Annotated in this window: 23 protein-coding genes; 18 read left to right on the top strand and 5 right to left on the bottom strand. The window is 61.8% G+C overall.

Annotation, left to right across the window (positions count from 1 at the left end):
• Positions 1–100: 100 nt before the first annotated feature.
• From AC1DZ8_RS25375 to AC1DZ8_RS25345, 7 genes are all read left to right on the top strand, one after another.
• The gene (locus tag AC1DZ8_RS25375) at positions 101–340 is read left to right on the top strand and encodes a DUF680 domain-containing protein (protein ID WP_477309955.1); all 240 of its coding nucleotides are present in this window, start codon (positions 101–103) and stop codon (positions 338–340) included.
• 48 nt (positions 341–388) lie between these two features.
• The gene (locus tag AC1DZ8_RS25370; protein WP_477309954.1) at positions 389–610 is read left to right on the top strand and encodes a DUF680 domain-containing protein; all 222 of its coding nucleotides are present in this window, start codon (positions 389–391) and stop codon (positions 608–610) included.
• Positions 611–732: 122 nt separating this feature from the next.
• Positions 733–1,704, top strand: a complete 972-nt coding sequence (locus AC1DZ8_RS25365; protein WP_477309953.1) for an MBL fold metallo-hydrolase — start codon at positions 733–735, stop codon at positions 1,702–1,704.
• 31 nt (positions 1,705–1,735) lie between these two features.
• Entirely contained in the window at positions 1,736–2,215 is a 480-nt protein-coding gene (locus AC1DZ8_RS25360; RefSeq protein WP_477401813.1) for a tetratricopeptide repeat protein, read from the top strand.
• Between the two features lie 396 nt (positions 2,216–2,611).
• Complete coding sequence (locus tag AC1DZ8_RS25355; RefSeq protein WP_477309951.1) at positions 2,612–3,133, top strand: DoxX family protein; 522 nt, start codon at positions 2,612–2,614, stop codon at positions 3,131–3,133.
• 123 nt (positions 3,134–3,256) lie between these two features.
• Positions 3,257–3,862: a BA14K family protein gene (locus tag AC1DZ8_RS25350; RefSeq protein WP_477309950.1), complete on the top strand. Its 606-nt coding sequence runs from the start codon at positions 3,257–3,259 to the stop codon at positions 3,860–3,862.
• Positions 3,863–3,975: 113 nt separating this feature from the next.
• Positions 3,976–4,299, top strand: a complete 324-nt coding sequence (locus AC1DZ8_RS25345; protein WP_477309949.1) for a DUF2934 domain-containing protein — start codon at positions 3,976–3,978, stop codon at positions 4,297–4,299.
• A gap of 71 nt (positions 4,300–4,370) precedes the next feature.
• On the opposite strand, the gene AC1DZ8_RS25340 is transcribed toward AC1DZ8_RS25345, so the two are convergent.
• Both AC1DZ8_RS25340 and AC1DZ8_RS25335 read right to left on the bottom strand, forming a co-directional pair.
• Positions 4,371–6,239 carry a CHASE2 domain-containing protein gene (locus AC1DZ8_RS25340; protein WP_477309948.1) on the bottom strand — a complete coding sequence of 623 codons (1,869 nt, stop codon included), beginning with the start codon at positions 6,237–6,239 and terminating at the stop codon, positions 4,371–4,373.
• 46 nt (positions 6,240–6,285) lie between these two features.
• Entirely contained in the window at positions 6,286–6,816 is a 531-nt protein-coding gene (locus tag AC1DZ8_RS25335) for a FecR domain-containing protein (RefSeq protein WP_477309947.1), read from the bottom strand.
• 234 nt (positions 6,817–7,050) lie between these two features.
• Here AC1DZ8_RS25335 and AC1DZ8_RS25330 point away from each other — a divergent pair, with 234 nt between their 5' ends.
• Positions 7,051–8,505 (top strand): DUF2934 domain-containing protein, encoded by a 1,455-nt coding sequence (locus AC1DZ8_RS25330; RefSeq protein WP_477401810.1) that lies wholly within the window; start codon positions 7,051–7,053, stop codon positions 8,503–8,505.
• An 80-nt stretch (positions 8,506–8,585) separates the two neighbouring features.
• Here AC1DZ8_RS25330 and AC1DZ8_RS25325 read toward each other — a convergent pair whose 3' ends face one another.
• From AC1DZ8_RS25325 to AC1DZ8_RS25315, 3 genes are all read right to left on the bottom strand, one after another.
• Positions 8,586–11,669, bottom strand: a complete 3,084-nt coding sequence (locus tag AC1DZ8_RS25325; RefSeq protein ID WP_477309945.1) for an ATP-binding protein — start codon at positions 11,667–11,669, stop codon at positions 8,586–8,588.
• Between the two features lie 92 nt (positions 11,670–11,761).
• Positions 11,762–13,720, bottom strand: coding sequence for a hypothetical protein (locus tag AC1DZ8_RS25320; protein ID WP_477309944.1), 1,959 nt, complete (start codon positions 13,718–13,720; stop codon positions 11,762–11,764).
• Positions 13,721–13,768: 48 nt separating this feature from the next.
• Positions 13,769–14,395: a nuclear transport factor 2 family protein gene (locus AC1DZ8_RS25315; protein ID WP_477309943.1), complete on the bottom strand. Its 627-nt coding sequence runs from the start codon at positions 14,393–14,395 to the stop codon at positions 13,769–13,771.
• A 270-nt stretch (positions 14,396–14,665) separates the two neighbouring features.
• On the opposite strand from AC1DZ8_RS25315, the gene AC1DZ8_RS25310 reads away from it, so the two are divergent.
• The 10 genes from AC1DZ8_RS25310 to AC1DZ8_RS25265 all read left to right on the top strand — a co-directional run bounded on the left by AC1DZ8_RS25310 (position 14,666) and on the right by AC1DZ8_RS25265 (position 23,196).
• Positions 14,666–15,733, top strand: a complete 1,068-nt coding sequence (locus tag AC1DZ8_RS25310; protein ID WP_477309942.1) for a M35 family metallo-endopeptidase — start codon at positions 14,666–14,668, stop codon at positions 15,731–15,733.
• A gap of 248 nt (positions 15,734–15,981) precedes the next feature.
• Positions 15,982–16,815, top strand: coding sequence for a septum site-determining protein MinC (gene minC / locus AC1DZ8_RS25305; protein ID WP_477401808.1), 834 nt, complete (start codon positions 15,982–15,984; stop codon positions 16,813–16,815).
• A 46-nt stretch (positions 16,816–16,861) separates the two neighbouring features.
• Positions 16,862–17,677: a septum site-determining protein MinD gene (minD, locus tag AC1DZ8_RS25300; protein WP_029869303.1), complete on the top strand. Its 816-nt coding sequence runs from the start codon at positions 16,862–16,864 to the stop codon at positions 17,675–17,677.
• Positions 17,674–17,946 (top strand): cell division topological specificity factor MinE, encoded by a 273-nt coding sequence (gene minE / locus AC1DZ8_RS25295; RefSeq protein ID WP_112560940.1) that lies wholly within the window; start codon positions 17,674–17,676, stop codon positions 17,944–17,946. Before minD ends, minE begins: the two co-directional genes overlap by 4 nt.
• A 327-nt stretch (positions 17,947–18,273) precedes the next feature.
• Entirely contained in the window at positions 18,274–18,720 is a 447-nt protein-coding gene (locus AC1DZ8_RS25290; protein ID WP_477310739.1) for an ArsR/SmtB family transcription factor, read from the top strand.
• Positions 18,717–19,247: an SRPBCC family protein gene (locus tag AC1DZ8_RS25285; protein WP_477310716.1), complete on the top strand. Its 531-nt coding sequence runs from the start codon at positions 18,717–18,719 to the stop codon at positions 19,245–19,247. The genes AC1DZ8_RS25290 and AC1DZ8_RS25285 overlap by 4 nt, the downstream gene beginning before the upstream one ends.
• An 84-nt stretch (positions 19,248–19,331) precedes the next feature.
• Positions 19,332–20,093: a hypothetical protein gene (locus AC1DZ8_RS25280; protein WP_477310718.1), complete on the top strand. Its 762-nt coding sequence runs from the start codon at positions 19,332–19,334 to the stop codon at positions 20,091–20,093.
• A 154-nt stretch (positions 20,094–20,247) separates the two neighbouring features.
• Positions 20,248–20,826 carry a dihydrofolate reductase family protein gene (locus AC1DZ8_RS25275; RefSeq protein ID WP_477310720.1) on the top strand — a complete coding sequence of 193 codons (579 nt, stop codon included), beginning with the start codon at positions 20,248–20,250 and terminating at the stop codon, positions 20,824–20,826.
• A gap of 363 nt (positions 20,827–21,189) precedes the next feature.
• On the top strand, positions 21,190–22,071 hold the full coding sequence (locus tag AC1DZ8_RS25270; RefSeq protein WP_477310722.1) for an EamA family transporter: 882 nt from the start codon (positions 21,190–21,192) through the stop codon (positions 22,069–22,071).
• A 69-nt stretch (positions 22,072–22,140) separates the two neighbouring features.
• Positions 22,141–23,196 (top strand): sugar-transfer associated ATP-grasp domain-containing protein, encoded by a 1,056-nt coding sequence (locus AC1DZ8_RS25265; protein WP_477310724.1) that lies wholly within the window; start codon positions 22,141–22,143, stop codon positions 23,194–23,196.
• Positions 23,197–23,261 lie beyond the last annotated feature (65 nt).

Raw genomic sequence — 23,261 nt, 5'->3', positions numbered from 1 at the left:
CTCGCCGCACCGGGGAATAAAGCACGGCCCTTCCGGGTCTTGTTATCAGCGGGGCCATTCCAGCCCGCGACCCAAAGAAACGAAACAAGGAATTTTGGACATGACCAAGCTCGCTTTCAGCGTGGCTGCGATGCTGCTTGCCTCAAGCGCTGCCTTTGCCGGCAGTGACCATTTCACCAACAAGGCCAACCAGCCTGCCGTCGACACCGACGCCACTGCGTCAATTCCCTACACAACACACCAGAACGGCGTCGACACCAAGGTGACGACGGGGCCGAAGCAGGGCTCGGTGCAAGACATCATTGACCAGCACAACCGCGACAGCATCTGGGGCCGCTGAGCGCGCTCCGGACCCAACCCCGACACTGACCGATCAGGAGCCATCGACATGAAGAACATCGCTCTCACCGCCGCGGCGGTCCTCATCGCCACCACCTGCGCCTTTGCCGGCAGCGACCATTATGGTTCGCGCGCCGCCAGCCAGACGGTTGCGACCATCGACAACACCTACACCGCCTCGACCGCCAGGCAGGACATGGTCCGCCATGGCATGAAGGCGACGACGAAATCTGCTGCGGACGAACCGGGCCAGGGCATCTGGGGCAACTGAGTTCATGGGCGCCGGCGCCGGATCCCGACGGCGCCGCCTCAACCGCAGCAGGACGGGGAGCCATGGGGCTTTGGCTCTCCGTCAATCACCCGCACCACCCGCAACGCCACAGGAGATTACCCATGTTCACAATGACACGTCGCACATTGCTTGGAACCACGCTCGCGGCAGCCGCCTTCGGCCTTGCCGGCAAGCTCGAATTCACCGGGCCTGCCTTCGCCGAAACACCGGTCGAGCCGTCGATCGGCTTCTACAAATACAAGGTCGGCGATATCGAGGTCACCGCCATCTATGACGGCATTTGGCGCAAGCCGCATGACCCGGCCTTCATTAGGGATGTCTCGGTCGACGACACCAAGGCAGCGCTCGCCAAAGCGGGGCTGACCACCGAATTCATGCCGATCCCGCTCACCGTCGTCGTGCTCAAAATGGACGGCAAGCTGATCATGATGGATGCCGGCTCGGGCGTTGGCCAGTGGCAGACCAACGCCACGCATCTGCCGGCCAACATGGCCGCCGCCGGCATCGACTACAAGGCGATCGACACCATCATGATCTCGCATTTCCATCCCGACCATGTCTGGGGCCTGATGGAGAAAGGCACCAACGCGCCGGTGTTCCCCAATGCCGAACTGATCGTCAACGCCACCGAATACAACTGGTGGACCGACCCGAGCCGGCTGGCCAAGCTGCCCGAAGGCCGCAAGCCGGCGGGCAAGCGCATCGCCGAGAATTTTCCGAAATGGAAGAACTGGAAGCTGGTCGATGACGGCGCCGAGGTCGTGCCCGGCATCCAGATCATCGCCGCCCCCGGCCACACGCCGGGCCATTCGGTCTACCTCGCCAATTCCGGCAAGGAACAGCTGATGATCTCGGCCGACACCATGTATGTGCCGGCGCTTCTGGCGCCGCATCCGGAGTGGCAGGGCAGCTACGACCAGGACGGGCCGACGGCGATCACGACCCGCCACAAGATCATCGATCGGGTGATCGCCGATAACATTCGCATTTCCGGGTCGCACTTCCCGTTCCCCGGCACCGGCGTGTTTGTCAAAGACGGCAATGCCTATGGCTTCACTCCAGTCCAGATTTGAGCGCGAGCTCCCAACTCAAGCGAGAAAGACGATGAAACAATCCTGTCTGGGCAGAAACGCCCTGTTCGGCCTGCTCGGCGCCATTGCGGTGCTGACCGTGGTTCCCGTGGCCACCATCATGCCGGCCTATGCGGTGGACGACATCGAAGGTACTGACGCGCCCGACCTCACCGCCGTCCAGGCCAAGATCGCGGTCAAGGACTACAAGGGCGCGCTGGCCGACCTGCGTGATCTCGCGCAGGACAACCAGCAGGCCGACGTCTATAACCTGCTCGGCTTCACGCTGCGCAAGACCGGCGACTTCACCACCGCGCTGACCTACTACAACAAGGCGCTGGAGCTGAAACCCGACCACAAGGCCGCCCGCGAATATCTGGGCGAGCTCTATGTCGAGACCGGCGACATGGCCAAGGCCAACGAGCAGCTGGCCTCGCTGCAGAAACTGTGCCCCGCCGGCTGCGAGGAACTTGAGGACTTGCAGAAGGCAATCGCCACCAAGGTGACGCAGTAGGGCCGGGCATTTCCTCTCCCTGCGCGGAGCGGGGCAATCGCATATAGCGGAGCCAGCCCCACTCCGTCCGCTTCGCGGCCACCTCTCACATGTCCATGGGGGAGAGGAAATGCCAAGCCTTTCAAGGCAGCGACCGTGGCGGTTAGCATTTCCTCTCCCTCCGCGGAGCGGGGGGAGAGGTGGCTCGGCGAAGCCGAGACGGAGTGGGGGGCCTTGGCGCCGACCTCAACCCAACCCACCCCAGTTTGGGCGCCCGTGGCCGGTGCCCAAAAAGCCGGAGCCGGCATGCTTCCCTCAGGCTGGCTCCGGCCCCCCAGACACCACAGCCAGCGCAGGTCCTGCGTACCCAAACCGGGCACGCGGCGCCTGCCTGCCCTCAAATTCCGGAGCCAGACCATGCTATTCACCGACCACGCCGCGAAGCTTCACCAACTCGCCGCAAAATACCACCTCAAGGACACCACCCTGCTTGCCGGCCGCCTGCTCTTATCCGTGCTGTTCCTGCACGAAGGCCTGACGCTGGCCACCCATTTCGACGCCGCCGCCAAGGCGATGGCACCCCAAGGCATCGGCCTGCCGCTGTTCGTCGCCACGCTCGCGCTGCAGTTCGGAGCAGGGCTCTCTATCGCATCCGGCCTGCTCACCCGCCTCGGCGCTGTCGGCCTTGGCCTGTTTTGCTTGGCGACGGCCACGCTGTTCCACACCAACCTCGCCAGCCAGAGCGAACTGCTGCACTTCGAAAAGGACCTTGCCATATCAGGCGGCATGTTCGTGCTGGCCATATCAGGCGCCGGCGCGTTCTCGCTGGACCGGCTGGTGACGCTCCACCTGCAGCAGCGCCAGCGCGACAAGGAGATGGTGGCCGCACTGCTGGCGGCCGAGAACGACATGATGGTGCGAGTGACGTTGCCGGTTTGAGGCGCCTGGGCCCGCTGCCTTGAGCATCGTCTGCCGCTCCAGTTGCTGGCCCTTCGCCAAACGCTTGCGTGCTGGAACCAGTCCCGATGCTCCGCATTCTATTAGCTGGGGCGCAAGGAGTGTGTGATGAAAGCGGTTTTGGCACTGATGGCAGGCTTCATCCTGACCCTTGCGGTCTTTGCCAGCGGGCTGGCTTTCGCCGCCTGGCTGATTGTCGCCAAGCCCGTGCAGCAGGCCAGGCCCGCCGACAGTGTCTCGCAATTGTGGACCAAGGACGCACAGAAGGTGGACAAGGCCGCGCCGGGGCTGGAGCGCGTGGCCGCCGCGCAGCCCGCGGCACCCGACGCCTCCGCCAGGATGCAGTCGCCGGACCCGACCAGCACAGGCGCGGTGGCGCCCGATGGGGGCGAGCAGCAGGCCAGGCTGCCGGCTGCCCATGTCAGCTGGTGCGCGGACCGCTACCGCTCGTACAATCCTGACGACAACAGCTATATGTCCTACAGCGGACAGCAGCGCCCCTGCGTCTCGCCCTATCTTGAAACCAGTGCCGCCGACCAAGGTGCGCAGCAAGCCGCCGAAGTCAGCTATGTTGGCGCCGGCCCTCTGGTGGCAACAGCGGACCTTTCGGACGACCACGTCGAATCCTGCTTCAGCCGCTACCGCTCGTACCGTCCCGAGGACAACAGCTACCAGCCCTATTCCGGCGGGCCGAGGCGTCAGTGCGAGTAGGCGCGCGCGGGCTGCTTGAATCGCTTGCGATCCGTGGCCATTTCGATCACGCAAATTCTTTGGATCAATCTCATCGTCGCGGCGTTCTTCCCTGACACCAGGGAGGAACGACGATGGGTGACGAACGGCACGAGAAGATCCAGAAGCGCGCTTACCAGATCTGGGAGCGCGAGGGCGGTGGCGATCCCGAGCACCACTGGCACCGGGCCGAGGCCGAAATCGACAGGGAGGCCGCTTTGCCGCTGACAGCAGACGACGCGCTGCCGCAAACCCGTGAGATCGCCAGCACCGACGTCCTGACCGTCGAGGAACTGGCCGTGCGCACCGGCATATCGGGCGACGAAGCGCAGGACCTGATCGACCGCTTGGGCACAGATCGGGCGGCGGTTGAGCAGGCAGCGCGGAGCCTCAAGGGGAAAGGGCGGCGCACGTCTTGATCGGGGGCCTCATGGCGCCAGAGGCTTGGCGAAGGGATATGGATGGCGCGACATTGACCACGGGGCCGGATCTACTGCGGCGCCCGCGCACCCTGCCAAAGCCAGATTGCGAGCGAGCCGGATCGCCCACGGATCTGTGTCTCCACAGGTCCTCTTAAAGCACCGGATTTGAACAACGCGCAGTCGCGACCGGCGACAACAAGCATTTCGTCACTCACCGCCACTTCAGCATTCTGGCCGGCAGCGATCTCCATCAAGCGACTTGCAACGTTGACGGTGTCGCCGATTGCCGCGATGTGCTGACGCCCTTCGCCGCCGAGTCGTGAGGCCACGATTGTTCCATGATGCGCTCCAATCTTGAAGCCGATCCGGGATGCGGTCGACGCAGGCAACGAGGCAAGCCAATCGTTGGTGCGGCTGGAGAGCCCGACACAACAGCGGGCAGCATTGAAGGCGTCGTCTGTCGCCGGTTCCGGCAGGCCGAACAGGATCATGGCGCCGTCACCCATGAAACTCGTGACAACGCCACCACAGTCTGTCACTTCTTCGTCCACCAACGCGTGAAAATTGTTCAGGAGTTCGCGTGTGGCGCTCAGTCCAAATGTTTCACTCAGTCCGGTGAAGCCGGACAGGTCGATGAACAGGATGGCGGCTTCTGTCCGGACCGGTTCCGAGAGGAAGTCGCCATGCTTGGCGAGCCATGCCCCCAGTCCTGGCGCTTCAACGCGTTGAAGCAATTGGCTCTGCGTGGCGAAATATTGGGCCCGGCTCCTGCCCAGCCAAAGCTGCGCTGCCCCAAACAGGATTGCCGGCGGAACGGCAGCGGTCATCGGCAGCGCGGCGCTCAGCCAGATATGGTGCAGGAAAGCGGTCATGTTGACCACGACCCAGATCAGGACCACGCCGGCGACCGCCGCGAGGCCGATAGCGTTTCGGCGCCACGCCAACAGGCCGACAAGAAGCATGGGCAGCGCCACTGCAAAGCCCGCGTCTGCAAGGCGAACGTTCTGGTCGCGCACGATTCCGTCGCCGGCCATTAGATGGGCAATCGCCGTCGACATGACCTCGACGCCCGGCAGTATGGGATCGAACGGTGTCGGGAAGACATCGCCGGTGCCGGTTGCGGTCGCTCCTATCAAGACAATTCGACCCCGGATAGCGCCGGGATCGAATTGGCCCTCTAGCACGTTCGTGGCGCTGATCGTGCGGATCGTGCCGCGCGGGCCATAGAATGTCAGAGGCAGGATGTGGCCAATGTCCGTACGGATCGACCGTCCGTCCAGCGATAGATCATCGGGCGCAATTCCAGGGTCCTCTCCCGCCGCCATGGCGGCAACACGCAAGGAGAAGGACGCTTGCAACTGATCTCCGGCCCGAAACAGCAACGGCACGAACCGGGGCGTTCCCGTCCTGTCGGTGACCACGTTCACGACGCCGACAGCGGCGGCGTCCGAAAACGCTGTCAGGGGCCACAGAAACCGCTCGGCATTCGGCACGCGGGCGAGGGGTCCTTCGCCCACGGCCATCGTCCATTGTTTGCCTCCGGGGTAGATCGCCGCTGCAGCGATTACGCTTCTACTCCTGCTCAGCGAACGCGCGAGCGCCTCGTCAGTGTCTTTTGCCCCGGGGTCGACCAGCAGCAGGTCGAGCGCAATGGCTTTCGGCCCGAGCGGCTCGATCGTATCGATGATCCGGGCAAGCGTTGCGCGGTTGAGGGGATAGCTGCCCTCGCGCCGCACCGTTTCATCGTCAATTGCGACAATGGTGATCAGCTCCGGCGGCTTTGCCGTTCCTCGAACAAGCGTTCGAAGGTCGGTCATCGTTGCCTCGACGCGATCGAGAAACCAGAAATTGCCGTGCCAGTGCGCAAAGCCCAGGCCGGCGCCCCAAAGACCCGCCAGAATGAGCGCGATCAGCGTCGGAAGCCCTCGTCGGCTCATTGCAAGCTCATTGGGCAAGCTCATTGGGCAAGCTCACTGGGCAAGCTCACTGGCCGAAACGGGCCAGCAATGCGGAAACGCGCTTGGCCGGCCAGCGCTTGACGATGAGTTTGCCTGTCCCGGCCTCGACGTCCACGCCATCGCCCGGTGCGAGGACCACGACGGCGGTGGATGCCGGTCTTTGCACGGCGACGCGACCTCTCAGGACGAAAACAGACGTCTTGCCATTGCCAACGTCGACTGCCCATTTTGTGCCGCGCACCGCGGCGATCGCCTGCGGGGTGATAACCGCGAAGCCACCCTGGACCGCGCCGGCCGGAGCATCGAGCAGCAGCGCCTTGCGCCGCAACCTGACCGCGTCGGGACTGCCATTTCGATCGCGATCCTCCAGCGTAAAACGAGCGCCACCTTCCACAATGACGGCAAGGCCTTCCCGACATCTCAGAATCTGTCGGGACGTACCGGCCACCGGCTCGAACGTACACCCTGCATCCTGCGCATGGGCGGCATCCGCCCAGAAGACACCGGCAAACAGGACAGCCACCAGGCTACGGAAAAATCGGCCCCTTGCGCTCATCAACGTCTCCCCGCTTTGCGAAACTCTGAGGCAGGAAAATCTTCTGCCGTCAGCTCGCCCGCATGTTTGGTTCACGAGCCGGCACTTGCAGCCGCGTTGGCTTGAGGGATGCCGGCCGGCAATCGTAACACGACAAGCTGCTCCGGCGTTAAGCATGTTCGGCATGGCGGGTCGCGTTCGCCGGGCAGGTGAGTTGAGGGAGGCCTTGAACCAGGTTCTGGAGGCTGCTTGGCGATGACCGACGACCGCAACGACAAGATCAGCGACCGCGCATACCAGATCTGGGAGCGCGAAGGCGGCGGCGATCCCGAGCATCACTGGCACCGGGCCGAGGCCGAAATAGACAGGGAACCCGCTTTGCCGCTGACGGCCGACGACGCGCTGCCGCAAACCAGAGAGATCGCCAGCACCGACGTCCTGACGGTCGAGGAACTGGCGGTGCGCACCGGCATATCGGGCGACGAAGCGCAGGACCTGATCGATCGCCTGGGCACCGCCGCGCCGCGATCGAGCAGGCAGCGCGGAGCCTCAAGGGGAGGCGGGGAACGAAATCCTGATCGGCAACACGATCCGGAAACTCAACGACCGAGATACCGACTTGTTTGCGCAAGAAGGATGAAAAGACCGGTCAGGGCCGCAACTCGCCACGTTTGCCGACTAATTCGTCCAGATTGCGCATTCAACCGTTTCGCCGGTAGTGGGGTCGCGAACGCTCTTGTGGGACACACGGTGAAGTCCCAGTTTCAGCATAGCAGCTCTATTGGCCGCGACGAAATTCGGTTCGCCGACTTGCCACTCCCAGCGCTTGTTCTTCGGGTTGGGCTTCCAGGTAAACTTGGACCCATAAATCTGGCGGCCATCGATCCGGCAGTCCATACTCGCCGGCATGAAGCCCTGTCGCCTCATCGCCTCGTCGAGCGGCACAGCGGTGGTCTTGTTCTGCCATCCGTCCTTGTTGGCGGTCGAGACTGTAGTGCATCCCGCAAGGAATATGCTTGCCAGTACCAGCGCGCCGATTGCGGCGCTTGCTTTGGCTGCGCGCCTGCTATGCTCTTGTCTCACCACTCACCTCCTGTGAACTTGCCCGGCTCAATGATCCGCACTTACGTCTTCGGCGCCCCGCAGTGCCCCTTGAGAATCGCAATCTCGGCCTCGTGGTCGCCTCCCGACATCGACGCAAGCGGCACGCAGATCAGGAACACGTCGAGCGCGTCGCCGGATGCCGACTTGTTCTGCTGGTTCGATATGACGGCAAGGCGCTGTCTGTCGGCCTCGGTGCAGGGGCCGGAATTCGGAACGCCCGCGATCTTGTCGGGCGGTGTGGCGCATCCTGCGAGGCCAGCCAGCAGCGATAATGCGCTTCACAAATTCCCCCCGACAAAAAACCGTCCCACGACGACATTACGCGGCGGATGCCGGTGCGCAAGTATTAGGTGCGCGGTAATACATGATTATTTCCAACAATCTGCGCCGACACTTGTCGCGCTGCGATCGTCGCGATTGCGGCTTGCCTTGCTCGTGGCCGGGGAATGGGGGCATTTGGAGAGCCTCGCTGGTACACTTTGGCGGTCGCAACATTGGCCGTCATTCTCTGCAACTGCGAATGACAGCAAAGCGCCCCATGCCGGCCATTCAGGTCAAAGCCATCGCTACCCGAAAGCGGACGTTGGTCTGCGTAAAAAACCGTAAGTTGCCGTTGCACCGAGGATCGCGATGTTGCCGAAGTCGCGCTCTTTTACGTCGCCGGCAGAGACGCGATGTGCCGTTAGTCACTCAACGTCTGCTGCGATGAACCAATCGTTGACCTCCCGCAATTCCGCGCGAGCCTCTTCGAACCTACCCTGTGACCGCAACAGCTTTGCCAGACTATTGGTCGCCTGCAACTCCCAGCTCCTGGCGCTCTGCTGCCGCGCAAAGGCAATAGCCTCGCGGAAAGAAGCCTCCGCCGCTCTGTCGCCGATGCCATTTGCAAGTTCGATCTCACCGCGAATGCGAAGCAAGGCGGCTGTAAAGTAATGCTCGCCAATCTTTTCGGCCTCGCGCAGACCTTTCTCGACGGTCTCTGCCGCAATATCGAATTGTCCAGAGTTGATGAAAGCCTTGGCCAGCAAGCCTAGATAACACGATTTGTCGACTTCCTCATCTTCAAGGTCACTCTCGGTCAATGCCATCATATGGCTTCCCACCAGACTGTCATCGAGGCTCGATGCAGCCAGGCCGCCAAAAAAGCGCGCCACCCTTGTCCAGAGATTGAAGCCGTTTTCCTGCGCCAAGGGCAGAAGTTCATCCACCAGGCGAGCGATCTCCCTGCTCTCCTCGCGGAAGGCAAACAACACGCACCCATTTCCCAGACAGGCGGCCAGGCGATAGGCGGACTGCTGCCGGACGGTCGCCTCCGCCTCGAGGTAGAGTTTCAGCGCTTGCCGGCGATACCCCAGAATATGCAAGGTCCACGAAAGGTAGATCATCGCCATACTGGGAAAGTCGCTGCCGACCTTGTCTGCGCTGCCTTTGTGGCTGAGAGCGCGCTCAAGATATTGCCGGGCTGCCGCCAGCTCGCCCTGACAGAACAGGCTCATGCCCTTGAACTGCAGACCTATTACGAGCGCGTTCAGGTAGCCATCCTCCTCGCCGACCCGAATTAACTCATCACTGGCCGCAAGCGCCTTGCCAAACTGCCCTGAGTTGAAATGTGTACCGAAAAGCCCGTCGAGCGCCCTGATCGTCGCTTCCAGTTCGCCAAGCTTTCCGCTCAGCACTATGGCTCGCTGATACGCGGCACTGCCTTCGCCCGTCACATAACCGAGCGCCGTGTAGAGCACATCGCCCAGTTCCAGTTCGAAGCGAAGCAGCCTGCGGCTACGATCGTCGGAATCGGGCAAGAGTTTCGCGGCTTCGAGCCCCTTCCTGAAGATACGCACTGCGTCAGCTTTCGCCCAGGTCTTGGCTGCCTTCAGCCCTGCCTGCAGCCAGTAGTCAGCGGCGCGATCGAACAGACCGGCATCGGCGAAATGCTCGGCGAGCACTTCGGGATAGGCAAACGCTGCATTGGGGTCGCGTAGCTCGATGCATTCGGCAATCAATTTGTGAATCTGTTGCGCACGTTCGTGCAGCATCGTGCCTCTGGCCGCCTGCTGGAGCAGCACGTGGGTGAACGAAAAGCCCGCTCCGGCTGTCCCTCTCTCGGCTACGATCAGCCCCGTGCGCATCAGCTCACCAACCGCAGTACGCAACTGCGCTTCAGGCCAATCGCAAATCTCGCGCAGTATGTCGAAATCGAATTCGCGGCCGATCGCCGCCGCCACCTGCGCGACTTCCTTGGCAGGCCCCAGCCTGTCGAGGCGGGCAAGCAACGAGAACTGCAGAGAGTTTGGAATGTTGTTCGTGAGTGACAGACGCTTGGGCTGCGATACGTCCAGGCGCAACCCTGTCTCGACGACGCTGCGAGTAAGCTCTTCAATATAGAGAGGGACGCCTTCACCGCGATCGAGCACCACTGCCACGTCAGCAGCGAGCGCATTCGGACTGATGTCATGGACAATCGCTTCAGCGTCCTCTCGGCTGAGCGCTTCAAGTCTGATGTGGTGCCCGTCAGGACCGTCGATCCATGGAACGCTTGCGTTGTTCCTGCTGGACACAAGCAAGAGGGCAGGTGTCGACGCCAGGCTGGCGACGATTTTGTCGAGAAGGTCGCGCGAGGTCGCATCGGCCCATTGCTCGTCTTCGAACAAGATCAGGATCGGGGTAGTGCGCGCCAAATAACTGACCAAATCGATGAACGCTTGTTCGGCAATGTTGCGCTGTCGTTCGGCGCTTATCCCTTCGAGCCGGTCCGGCGTTGTCGTCGGCATCCCGAGCAGGCCTGAGAAGATCGCCAGCGCGATGTCGCTGGACACCGAGCCTATCGACAATCCGTTGCGGAGCTTTCGCAGCTTGTCGTCGGTCGAGTCGCCGTCCTCGATCGTTGCAATCCTCTGCAACTCCGCTAGGAATGGATAAAGGGTGCTGTTCTCAAAGGTCGGAGAACATTGCATGGTCAGTTGCGGAAAGCTGCGCAGGCGCTGCTGGATCTCGTTGAGCAGCCGGGATTTGCCGATTCCCGACTCTCCCGAGACCAACACCGCATTGCCGCGCCTGTCGCGCACGACGGTCTCCCAGCGCTCCATCAGCAGTCGTAATTCGGCGTTGCGGCCGCACAGCTTGGTCATACGCGCCCGCTTCGCAAAGCGGGTCGGCACCATGCGTGCCCTTTGCACCTGCCACACCTGGACCGGTTCGGCGAATCCCTTCAGCTCATGTTTGCCGAACTTGGTGAAATCAATCGCGCCGCTCGCGGCCTCAAAGGTCGCCGCGTCGACAAGGATCGTATTCGGCTTGGCCAGTACCTGCAGCCGTGCCGCCAGATGCGCGACGTGGCCGAAGGCGACGGTGGACAAGCCGCTCGGCGCTCCGACGAACTCCCCCACCACAACCTGGCCGCTCGCGATACCCAACCTGACTTGCAGCGGATATCCCTGATTTGCCGCGATGGCGGCCACCGCATCGACGATCTCGAGTGCCGCCAGCACCGCGAACTCGCTGTCGTCCTCACCAGCGATTGGATAGCCGAAATAGGCCTGGATGGCGTCGCCGATGTAACTGGCCGTCACACCCTTGTGGCGCCGGACGACGCTGCTGCAGGTCTGCAGAAAGCTCTCAATCAGGTGTTGGAAATCCTCGGGATCCAGGCGGTCGGCATATTCGGTTGACCCCACCATGTCGCAAAACAGGATGGTGAGATAACGCCGTTCCGCAACAGACTTCGCCGGACTGCCGGGCAAGATCGGGCTAGCCAATGGAACCGGCGTGGTCACGCTCCGGGGCCCTCCTTAGTGCGGCGACCATGTAGCACCCAGTCATGTTATCGCAAATCCCGGTGCTCACCAGTCGCTTTCGACGGCGTCAATCATTGAAGCTCGCCACACTGAACATCGGCGTAGATCAAATGGTCTGCCTCGCCAAATGCCGCTTGGCTCTGGTCGAAGCAGAACCGTTTGGGCACCAAACGAACCAAGGTGCGTCGGTTGCATTCACCGGGCAGATCGATTTGGAAGGTGCGCGGGGACATCGACGGCGCCGGATCGCTCCATTTCTTGTGACCGGCAAACGAAACATTCTCGACCAACAAGCTGGAGCCGGCTGAACCGACTGGACCGGAGATAGCCTTGACGTTGGCGCCCTTTGCCTGCTCGATGCCAGGATATTCGCCACTTTGCGGCGGATCCCCGTTTGCCGGAATCGCGCCCGCGCTGACTGCCACATTGATCCTGATATCGTCGCGCTCGGGAACACCACCGTAGCTGTTGCGAAAGGTCCAGCTTACGCGAACGACACGCGTCCTGACGTCCTCTCCGGGCGGTGCAGGCAAAACCTGAATCTTGGCATCGGCGAGCGAAGAGCCTTCATCCTGGGCCTCCGGCGCCGGGCAGCGCGTGTAGAGTGGGCGATAGCCACACTCAGAACCGCCGGCTCCCCACAGACAGTCGCTCAGCTTGCGCCAGTCTTCCAAGCTCAATCGCGGCGTGCCGGAGGACAGGTCATTGCCGGACCCCGGCACCATCCAGGGATGGATACCGCCGCTGCCGACCGCCCAGTCCGTCCGATGTGCTTCTATCGCGGCGTAGACGGTCTGTTCCTCGTGCAGCTCGAGCAATTGAACCCAGGTTGGCGACGTGACCGTAGGTTCATGCCCCACCGCGTCCGCGGCGAAGCGGCGACCGGTGATTTGTGTGGTAAGCGTGTGGCAGCTTGTGCAGTTTCCGGTCGGATCTTCGACCGTCCTCGCTTGGCCAAGTTCATTGGGATAGGTGCTGGTGTAACCGGAGCCGACCACGCGGAACGGCGCGCCCGGCAACCGCGGCCGGTGCGGTAGAAAATCTCCCAGGCTGAAGGCGGTTAATTTGGAATCGCCGGCTGAACGGAAACCGACCCTGCTCTGTTCGATGTGCGGATCGATCACATAGGGGCTTTTGTTGTCATGGCATGCATGGCACGAGATCTGGAACGTCGGATCGTAGAGATTCTCCGCCGCAACCCTTCCGACGTCGTCGGAATAGCTGCGCCCGCCTGGCGGAATGAAGGGCTTTGACCAATCGAACTCGCTCTGGTCCTTGCGGCCGTCGAAGAAGATGATTTCTCCGGATTTCCGATTGAACCCGATGGTGCCGAAGACAGAAAATCTCGGATCCGACCGCGTCCAGTAGGGATCGGTGCTGACCTCCTGGCTGATATTGGATTTTCTGCAGAGGAACAGCCATTCCACGTTGCCGCGCACAACCCTTACCGCACGTGAGTTCAGCCCACAGTAGGTTGAGCTGCCGGTTAGCGAAGGCTTGTCGCATCTAGGCAATGTCGCCGTCCATTTCACCACCGCTCCGTTCTCATTCCTGTGCTCGAACTCCAGCGGAGAGCCCGGTTTTGTCGGATTGGGCTTGAGGTCGACGACATTGCCGTCAACTTCCAGTGGGATGACCTTCATTTGAGGGCTGTCGCAATCGCCGTAGGGAATAGGACCGAACACCGCCCGTGCTTCATCGCCAGACCTGGTTATGACATCGGTGCTCTTTGAGGCTGGCGCCCAGAAGATGTCAGGGTTCCATCGCGTAACGGCTTCGGCGAACGCCTTCCCATCGAGTTCAGCGGCAGCGAAAGAGACGGCGCGAGGACGCAGCAGTTCGACAGCGGAACCGCGTGGCAATGGTGACGCCACGCAGCCGCTCGCCTTGCTGCAAATCACCCCGGCCTGATCGGAACCTTGCCTCTCGCCGGCTCGCGGCGTCGATACGAAAGCTTCATGTCCGATCGTCCCGGACAACAGGAGAAACGCAGTGCCGAGGACAGCAGCGATCAGCGCAACGGCACGCATTTCAGCCCACTGGAACGTGCCAGTGAACCCATGGCCGATCTTTAGGCGTCATCGCTTCTTCGCTGCGATAGAGCCAGCAACATAGTCGGCGTAGACTGTGAGCGATTGAAATCGCCAGATGTCGTCATCGCCCTTTACGAAAGAGGCACGAGCATCCGCCGAATAGTCAAGAACGGGTGCCGGAGAGTGGGAGTCCTGCAGAGTGACCAGGACTATCGATTTGGTATTCACTGTCTTGCCGTCAATCACATCGAACAAGGTGTTGGTCACGAGATGCCGGGTCTGGAGTTTATCATCTTCAAGTTTCTTAAGTATTATCGTCATCTGCCCGAGGAGATCGGTTGCTGACTCTGCGCCAAGGCCGAGTTTCAACTTTAGGATACTGTTGCCTGAACTGCAAATCTGATAGTAGGACGATCTCGGCTCCGCAAAGAGAGCGGTGAACGCGGGTGCATTTCTTTCGTCGATCGTCCAGGCATAGCGGGACAAAAGATCTTGGATTGCCTGACGATCTTCGGCCGGAGGATTATTATTGACGTTCCAGCCATGAGTAGCCTCTGTTCCGCATGAATCCGCCAAAGCAGTGCCGCTGAAAGCAAAAAAGAACCCACAAACCAGGGCACAATACCTCAATATCGCGCAGCTGGTGATTATGCCTTTCCAACGCTCGCTCATAATGGCCCCCCTCGGATGGAGCTTGATGGGAAAGTAGCGATTCATCTTATACCACGCCAAAAAAGGCGCCAGTGAAAATCGATGTCATTCGAGGTCGGGGACATCGTGTTTCTGAATTGGTGAATTTGTGGTAAGTTGTAGTCCCCTGTCTGCCGCAATTTCATTCCTGATTGCCAGATCAGCTGTTGGTGATCCTGATATTCGTTGGCAAACTAAAAACTCATGTAGACGAAACAATAGAGTCTAATCGTGGTTACACAGGAGCGCAAAATGTCAAACATTATTCGAAATATGGTGTTTTTAATTTCTGCCTTCTTTAGCATCATTCCTCTGGCCTTTGCGCAGCAGAATCAGGAAATTGAGATAGTTCTGCAATCGCGCCTGACTTCTTTTGGAAACGATACCCCCCTAATTATTGACGTTACTATCACGAACCGGTCACGCAGCCCGATCAGGCTGCTCAGGTGGACCACGCCGATCGACGGCGTCTCGGGCGAAATTTTTTCAGTGACGAGAGGGTCGCAGCCAATTCAGTATATTGGCCCTTTGGTCAAGCGAGCAGAACCCACCGAGGCTGACTTTATCAACATCGAACCCGGACGATCGATTTCGGTGCCCGTCGATCTGTCATTGTACTACGCCATCTATGAAGCAGGGAACTATGCGGTTACCTATGATACAGAGAGAGTGGGTCTGCTGGTTGGCCCTCAAGGTGCCCTGAGACGCGCCCAGGTTCTGAGCAACGCCGCCACGTTCAGGCTTCTATCCGGTCGAATTCCTCCGGAACGGATACCGCTGTCGGCACCCAAATTCGACCAGTGTGACAGCTCTCAACAGGACGATATTGGCGCTGCGCTGGCGGAAGCAAACAACATAGCCTCGGCTGCCCTGCAGGTTTTGCAGGGCACGCCTTCTGCCCAGCAACCGAATTCCCAACGATATCTGACATGGTTTGGGGCGCATACCGCAGGACTGTACGCAAAGGCCACTGGAAATTTCTCGAAGATTGCGGATGCTCTTGCAAACAAAGCAATATCGTTTGGATGCCACGGCAGCGTCTGCGGACCGGGAGTCTATGCGTATGTGTTCCGTGATCAACCTTATAATATCTTTGTTTGTCAAAAGTTCTGGTCAGCCGCTCTGAAAGGAACGGATTCAAGATCTGGAACGATTGTACACGAAATTAGTCACTTTGAGGTCGTCGTCTTCACAGACGACTATTCCTCTGGTGGTCAAAATTCCGCCAAGCTACTCGCGGTTGAAAACCCACCGCAAGCCACAGAAAATGCCGATAGTCATGAATACTTTGCGGAGAATAGCCCGGATCTTCCGATGTGAGGAACATCCCACGCAACTGATCCAGCATGGATGCGGGTGCTGCCATCGGAAATGAGCAAAGATCACCGAGGGCCGGACACATTGCGATTGCATCGTGAATGTTTGCTATCGCTTCCCCCAAACCGAAGCGGTCCGGCCGCTCTCGGCCCTGTGGAGACCTGCTGCGACGCACTGCAATGTGTCGCCCGTTAACCTTTCATTAACCATACCACCGCTAGCGTTTACCTCTCAGTAAGGAATCGCCCGCCGTGACCTTTGCCGCTCCCCTCGAGGCCAAATCCATTCGCTTTCGCGCCCGCTCCTTCGTCGCTTTCACGCTGACGCCGGAGGCGCCTTTGGATGTTTGGCTGGAGAGCCTGGATCGCTGGATCGGCAATTCGCCGGGTTATTTTGCCGGGCGCCCGGTGGTGCTCGATCTGAACGTGCTGAAGCCCGATGTCGTCGCCATCGAAGCGCTGGTCGGTGTGCTCGGCCAGCGCGGCATCCGCGTCTATGCCATGGAACTCGACGGCGGCGCCGAGCTTGGCGCGCATCTGCCGCCGGTGCTGGTCGGCGCCAAGGAGGCGACCACCGACGGGCTGCTGCAGCCGAGCCGCAAGGCGGGCAGGGCGGATGAGGCGGCTAGCGATATGAAGCCGGCAAGTGACGCGAAGGCGGATCTGAAGGCAGGCGATTTGAAGGCTTCGAGTGATTTGAAGGGGGCGGGCGATGCCAAGCCGTTGTCGCACGATGCCAAGATTGCCGCGCCGGACGCCGGCACGTTGATGATCCGCTCGCCGATCCGCTCGGGGCAGCTGATCTTTCATCCGCATGGCGATGTCATCGTGCTGGGCTCGGTCGCCTCCGGCTCCGAGATCGTCGCCACCGGCTCGATCCATGTCTATGGCACGCTGCGCGGCCGCGCTTCCGCCGGCGCTCAAGGCAACACGGCCGCTCGCGTCTTCTGCCGCCGCAACGAGGCAGAGCTCCTGTCCGTGGACGGCTGGTACTGCACCGCCGAGGAGATGGACCCGTCAGTCCGGGGCAAGCCTGTGCAGGCATTTCTCGACAACGGCATGCTGCGCATCGCCCCTTTCAGCTAATGCGGCGGGCGCGGCGACATAACGAACAACAACGGAGGCTTTTTTGATGGGCAAGGTAGTGGTGGTCACCTCGGGCAAGGGGGGCGTCGGCAAGACGACCTCGACCGCGGCTCTGGGGGCGGCGGTCGCCAAGACCGGCAAGAAGGTGGCGCTGGTCGATTTCGACGTCGGCTTGCGCAATCTCGACCTGATCATGGGCGCCGAGCGGCGCGTGGTGTTCGACCTCGTCAACGTCATCCAGGGCTCGGCAAAGCTGTCGCAGGCTCTGATCCGCGACAAGCGGGTGGAAACGCTGTTCCTGCTGCCGGCCTCGCAGACGCGCGACAAGGATGCGCTGACCGAGGAGGGCGTGGCCGAGGTCATCGGCAAGCTGCGCTCGGTCTTCGACTATGTGTTCTGCGACAGCCCGGCCGGCATCGAGCGCGGCGCGCAGCTCGCCATGCGCTTTGCCGACGAGGCGGTCATCGTCACCAATCCTGAGGTGAGCTCGGTGCGCGATTCCGATCGCATCATCGGCCTGCTCGACGCTCGCACTCTGCGCGCCGAACAGGGCGAGCAGATCGCCAAGCATGTGCTGGTCACGCGCTACGATGCGGCCCGTGCCGCGCGCGGCGAAATGCTGTCGATCGACGACGTGCTGGAGATTCTCTCGACGCCGCTGCTCGGCATCATCCCGGAAAGCCAGGATGTGCTTAGGGCCTCCAACCTCGGCTCGCCGGTGACATTGTCGGAGCCGCTCAATGCCGCCGCCAAGGCTTACATCGATGCCGCAAAGCGGCTCGAGGGCGAACAACTGCCGGTCATCGTTCCCTTCGAACGCAAGGGCTTCCTCGACCGTCTGCTGGGAAGGAGGGCGGCATGAACCTGCTCGACATCTTCAAGCGGCGCACCAGCGCGCCGGTGGCGCGCGAACGGCTGCAAGTGCTGCTCGCCTACGAGCGCCGCAACCGCAGCCAGCCCGACCTCGTCTCCATCCTGCGCGAGGAGATCATGGCGGTGATCGCCAAGCATGTGCAGATCGACCAGGACTATCTGCAAGTCTCGATGGACCGCGGCGAGACCATGTCGACGCTGGAAATCGATATCCAGATCCCGAATAAGAGCCCGGTTCCGCTGGCGATGGCGGGGTGAGGGCACTTTACCCTCCCCCTTGTGGGGAGGGTCGATCCGCGAAGCGGAGCGGGGTCGGGGTCTGCGCGACCCTCTCCAGTCTTGGGTTCCTCGCCCCCGCAAAGCGGGGGAGAGGTGTCCGCGAAGCGGACGGAGAGGGGGCTGCGACGGTGGCGGGTTCCCTCTGAATTCGTTCAAGGCCGCGCCATTCCCCTCTCCGTCGCGGCTTCGCCGCGCCACCTCTCCCCCACCTTCGTGGGGGCGAGGAACCCAAGCCTTATCAACGTCCCCAAAAAACATTCAACCAAATGGTTGACTATCCAAAAGCCTGCATCTATATTCAACTACATGGTTGAATTAGAGACGCCCCAGATGGACCAGGTTTTTCACGCCCTTAGCGACGCCACGCGCCGCAACATGCTCAACAGCCTCGCCGGTGGCGAGCGCACGGTGAGCCAGCTGGCCGAACCCTTTGCCATGTCGCTGGCCGCCGCCTCCAAGCACATCAAGGCGCTGGAGCATGCCGGGCTGATCCGGCGCGAAGTGCGCGGCCGCACCCATGTCTGCCGCCTCGAGGCCCGCCCGCTGGCCACCGCCTATGAGTGGCTCGCCCAATACTCGCGTTTCTGGAACAGCCGCCTCGATGTCCTCGAACAGCTTTTGCGCGAGGAGCGCAAAACGCCGGCAGCGCCGGTGCCGGCAAAGCCAGAATCGTCCAAGCCTGAATCACCCCAACCGACATCACTCCTACCGACATCACCCAGGCCAACATCATCCGAGGGAGAAGACCAATGAACCAGATGAACTTCGACGGCTACGGCCAGTTGATCCAACCCGCCACTTTGAGGATCGAACGGCTTTTGCCCGGAACCAGGGAGCGCGTCTGGGAATATCTGACACAGAGCGATCTGCGCCGCCAGTGGATGGCCGCCGGCGACATGGAGGAGAGGGAAGGTTCGTCCTTCGAACTCGTCTGGCGCAATGACGAGCTCACCGACCCGCCCGGCGAAAGGCCGGCCGGCTTCGGTGATGAGCACCGGATGCAGAGCCGCATTGTCGAATACGACCCGCCGCGCAAGCTCACCATCACCTGGAGCGGCAGCGGCAATGTCACCTTCGAATTGGCGCAGCGTGGCGACGATGTCCTGCTCACCGTTATTCACCGCCGCCTGCCCGACCGCTCGAGCCTGCTGATGCATGCCGCCGGCTGGCACATACATCTCGATATTCTGGCGGCCCGCATGACGGGCGAGAAGCCGGAAACGTTCTGGAACGGCTGGAACCGTCTCATGACCGACTACGACCAGCGCCTGCCGGCCTGACCTGACCTAAGCATTTCTGCCTGACCTCGCGCCGGATGCCGGCGCGAGGACCGATGAAACACGTCCCAACATTGGAGAGAGACAATGCGTGCATTCAGAACAATCGGCTTGGCTATAACAATCGGTCTTGCCGGCCAGTCGGCAGCGCGGGCAGCCGACACGACCATCGACCGGATGCCGGCCCAACTCGAAACCCGCTATGCGCTCAGCGCCTTGCCCCCGGCCTTGCGCGACAAGGCGACCGTCTATCTGCTCGATCCCGCGAAGGGCTATCAGCTTGCCCGGCAAGGCACGAGTGCTTTGACCTGTATTGTCGAACGCACTGCCTGGGAACTCGGCGACTTCCGCAACGACATCTATTTTCCCCTCTGCTACGACGCCGCCGGCACCAGCACCTATCTCAAGGTGATCATGGATGCTGCCAGGCTTCGCGCCGAGGGCATGGACGCTGCCGCGCTGAAGGCTGAAATCCAGAAGCGCTACGACAACAAGACCTACAAAACGCCCGACAAGGCAGGCCTGTCCTACATGGTGGGTCCAGTCATGCGCACCATCGGCCCGCCCGACATGAAGGTTCACACCATGCCGATGCCGCATCTGATGTTCTATGCCGCCGGCGTCACCAATGAGGACATCGGCGCGGCGCCGGACCTTGCCAATCCCTCCAGCCTGCTCAATCCCTTCATCGACAGGCAAGGCAACGCCGAGCAGAGCTACATGATCCAGCTCGTCGGCGAGACGGAGAGGGCGAAAATACTGGCCGACGAAAAGCCGCTCATCGACGATCTCTGCGCCTACCGCGATGTCCTTTGCCTGACAGACCAGATGGATATGGACCACCACTGACCGCCACGTCCCCACGCCAAGGGACGGGTGCAAAGGGGATGGCGCCGATCGGCCATCTCGCAACGACCGCGTAGCCTCCGCCCTGGGGGCTCGCATTCACCACCGATGAAACCAAGCAACGTGCTTGCATCCCGCAAGCCTGAAGGAGGAAGTCATGCGCAAATTGATCACCGGAATGAAGATCTCCATCGACGGCAAGATGGAGGGACCTGAAGGTTTCGCCGACTGGGTCGACAACTGGTCGGAGGAATACGGCCTGATGCCCGGGATCGATGCCTGCCTGCTCGGCGGCGTCATGTATGCCGGCTACGAGCGCTACTGGAGCGCGATCCTTGAGAACGAGCCGGACCAGCCGCTGCCGATGACCGGCAAGCTGGTCGACCCGGCCGAACTCGAATGGGCCCGCTTTGCCGCGAAAACCCCGCACTATGTGCTGTCGAACACCATGACGTCGGCGGCCTGGGCCTCGACGCGCTTCCTGCGCAGTCTCGATGACATCGCCGCACTCAAGCAGCAGCCCGGCAAGGACATCTACCTCATGGGCGGCGCCCGCATCACCGCCAGCCTCATCGAGGCCGGGCTGGTCGATGAAATCAGGCTCATCGTCTATCCGCTGCTTGCCGGCGACGGCAAGGCGCTGTTCGGCGCAGTGCACGCCAGGCACAGACTGGAACTGCGCAAGGCCGAGGCGCTTTCGGACGGACGGGTGAGTTTGGTTTATGGGGTGGAGTGACCTCGCCAGTCTTGGTTTCCTCGCCCCCGCAAAGCGGGGGAGAGGTGGCCGCGAAGCGGACGGAGAGGGGGCTGCGGCGTTGGTGATTTCTCTCTCGTTGAAGGCCGCGCCATCCCCCTCTCCGTCGCGGCTGCGCCGCGCCACCTCTCCCCCACTCGCGTGGGGGCGAGGAACATCCTGCAACGTCTGCGCCAACCCCTCCCACCCGGACCTTTGGTCCGACCTCCCCACAAGGGGGAGGTGAAAGCTTCCACCTCTTGCCCCATCAACGACCCAGCCGTGCCACACGACAGCCAGGCCCGTTGCTCCTATCCCGTGCCTGCGCTGTGGCCCGCTGGTCGCGCCGTTGCGGAGGAGACAGAATTGACGCCGACGCCAATCGCCGGAGCCGAAGCGAGAGCCTTGCCGATTGGCGCGCTGCTTGGCGCCATGGTGTCGATCCAGATCGGCGCCACCTTTGCCAAGAGCCTGTTTCCGCTGATCGGCGCCAATGGCACCACAGCGCTGCGGCTGGTCGTGGGCGCGCTGATGCTGGCGGCGGTGTTGCGGCCGTGGCGGGTGCGACCGTCGCGCGCCGTACTGCCTTGGCTCATCGCCTATGGCGTCAACCTCGCGGCGTTGAATTTGCTGTTCTATGCCGCCCTTGCCAGAATCCCGCTCGGCGTCGCGGTGGCGCTCGAATTCTCAGGCCCGCTGTTGGTGGCTACGCTGTCGTCGCGGCGCGCCAGCGACTTTGTCTGGGTGGCGCTGGCCGTCGCCGGCATATTGCTGTTGTCGCCCTTCATCCATTCCGGCAACGCGCTCGACCCGATCGGCGTGATGCTGGCGCTTGCCGCCGGCGGCTGCTGGGCGCTCTACATCGTCTTTGCGCAAAAGGCGGGCGCCGAGCTCGGCAGCCAGACAACCGCTTACGGGCTGATCATCGCCGCCGCCATCGCCTTGCCGTTCGGCATTGCCGAGGCGGGTTCCGGCCTGGTCGCACCCGCGATCCTGGTCAGCGCGCTGCTGGTCGGGCTGTTCTCCAGCGCGTTGCCATTCTGGCTGGAGATGGTGGCGCTGACCCGCATGCCGGCCAGGCTCTACGGCACGCTGACCTGCCTGGAGCCGGCGCTGGGCGCGCTGGCCGGCTTCCTGTTCCTGCATGAAATCCTGAGCCCGCTGCAATGCGCGGGCATCGCCGCCGTGGTCGTCGCCGCCTTCGGCGCCGCGTTGACGACGAGGCCGCCTGTGCCGTCGCCGGAATAGTTGCCCGGTCGGCGCCAGTGAACTGTCTTTCGAAATGTTATACCCTGGCACCCGGGCGGGGAGTGGGACATGTCGATTGCGCGGCGATGGTTGTTTTACAAAGCCTTTCTAGAGGCGGAGTTTTCCAGTTCAGCCCCGACCCTCGGTTGGCGGCTTCGTAGCCTGCTCAAGGGGCATCCCTCAAAAAGCCTGGTGATGCTGGAGGACAGGGCTTACCGCGAGCATGACTATTTCAACTTCACCTTGGAGCGGCGGCGCAAGGCGACCTACAACCTCCGCCTTGACCAAGCACTGCACAACAAACTGGATCAGAAGCTCTGGCTCGATTGCGTCATGCCATCCGTGGCGCCGCCGGCCAGCCACTATATTGCAGGTCGAAAGCTCATAAGCCTGGCTGGCGATGACAAGAACCTCGAACTGGATGGGCTGCTGCAGCTGCTCGCAGCAAAAGGCGAGCTGTTCCTGAAGCCCGCCGGCGAGGGCAAGGGCAAGGGCGCCATGAGGCTGGCCCAGTTGCCCGACGGCATCCTGGTAAACGGCAAACGCACCGAGGCGCTGCATTTTCTGGACAGTTTTTCCAACATTTCGTCCAGCGGCTACATCGTCTGCGATATCATCCGACAGGGGCCGTGGAGCGAAGCCTTCTTCCCGGCGACGTTGAATACGCTGCGCGTGCTGACCGGCACGCATTTTTCGGATCACCGGCCGATCCTGCTGGCGGCGACGATGAAAATGGGCCGGCCTGCGACCTATCCCACCGACAATTGGCAGTCGGGCAAAGGCGGTATCGCCGCCAGGGCGGATGTCGACACTGGCGTCCTGGCCGCCGGGCTGTTCTACAATGCCGAACTCAAGAAGCGTGAATTCCGGGAAACGCACCCCGAAAGCGGTGTCCAGATTCGCGGCGCAGCCGTGCCCGGCTGGCAGGCCGTCAAATCGACCATGCTTCAACTTGCGAGCCTGTTGCCCTATCCCGGCCTGGTTGGATGGGATGTCGCGCTGATGCCAACCGGCATCGTCATCGTCGAGGCCAACACCAGCGCCGGGCTGGATATCCACCAATGTCACGGCAGTCTTAAACAGACGCCGGATCAGCAAAGCTTCTGGGCTGAAATGCGGATGTAGGTCGTACGCACGGCTCCCCGGCCGCGGTGTCCGGTTGCTCTGGATACTGCGGCATCGGTATATGG

Source organism: Mesorhizobium sp. P2_F7, from assembly GCF_056403695.1.
The sequence above is the reverse complement of the archived record's forward strand: the minus strand, read 5'-3'. Positions and strand labels throughout refer to the sequence as shown.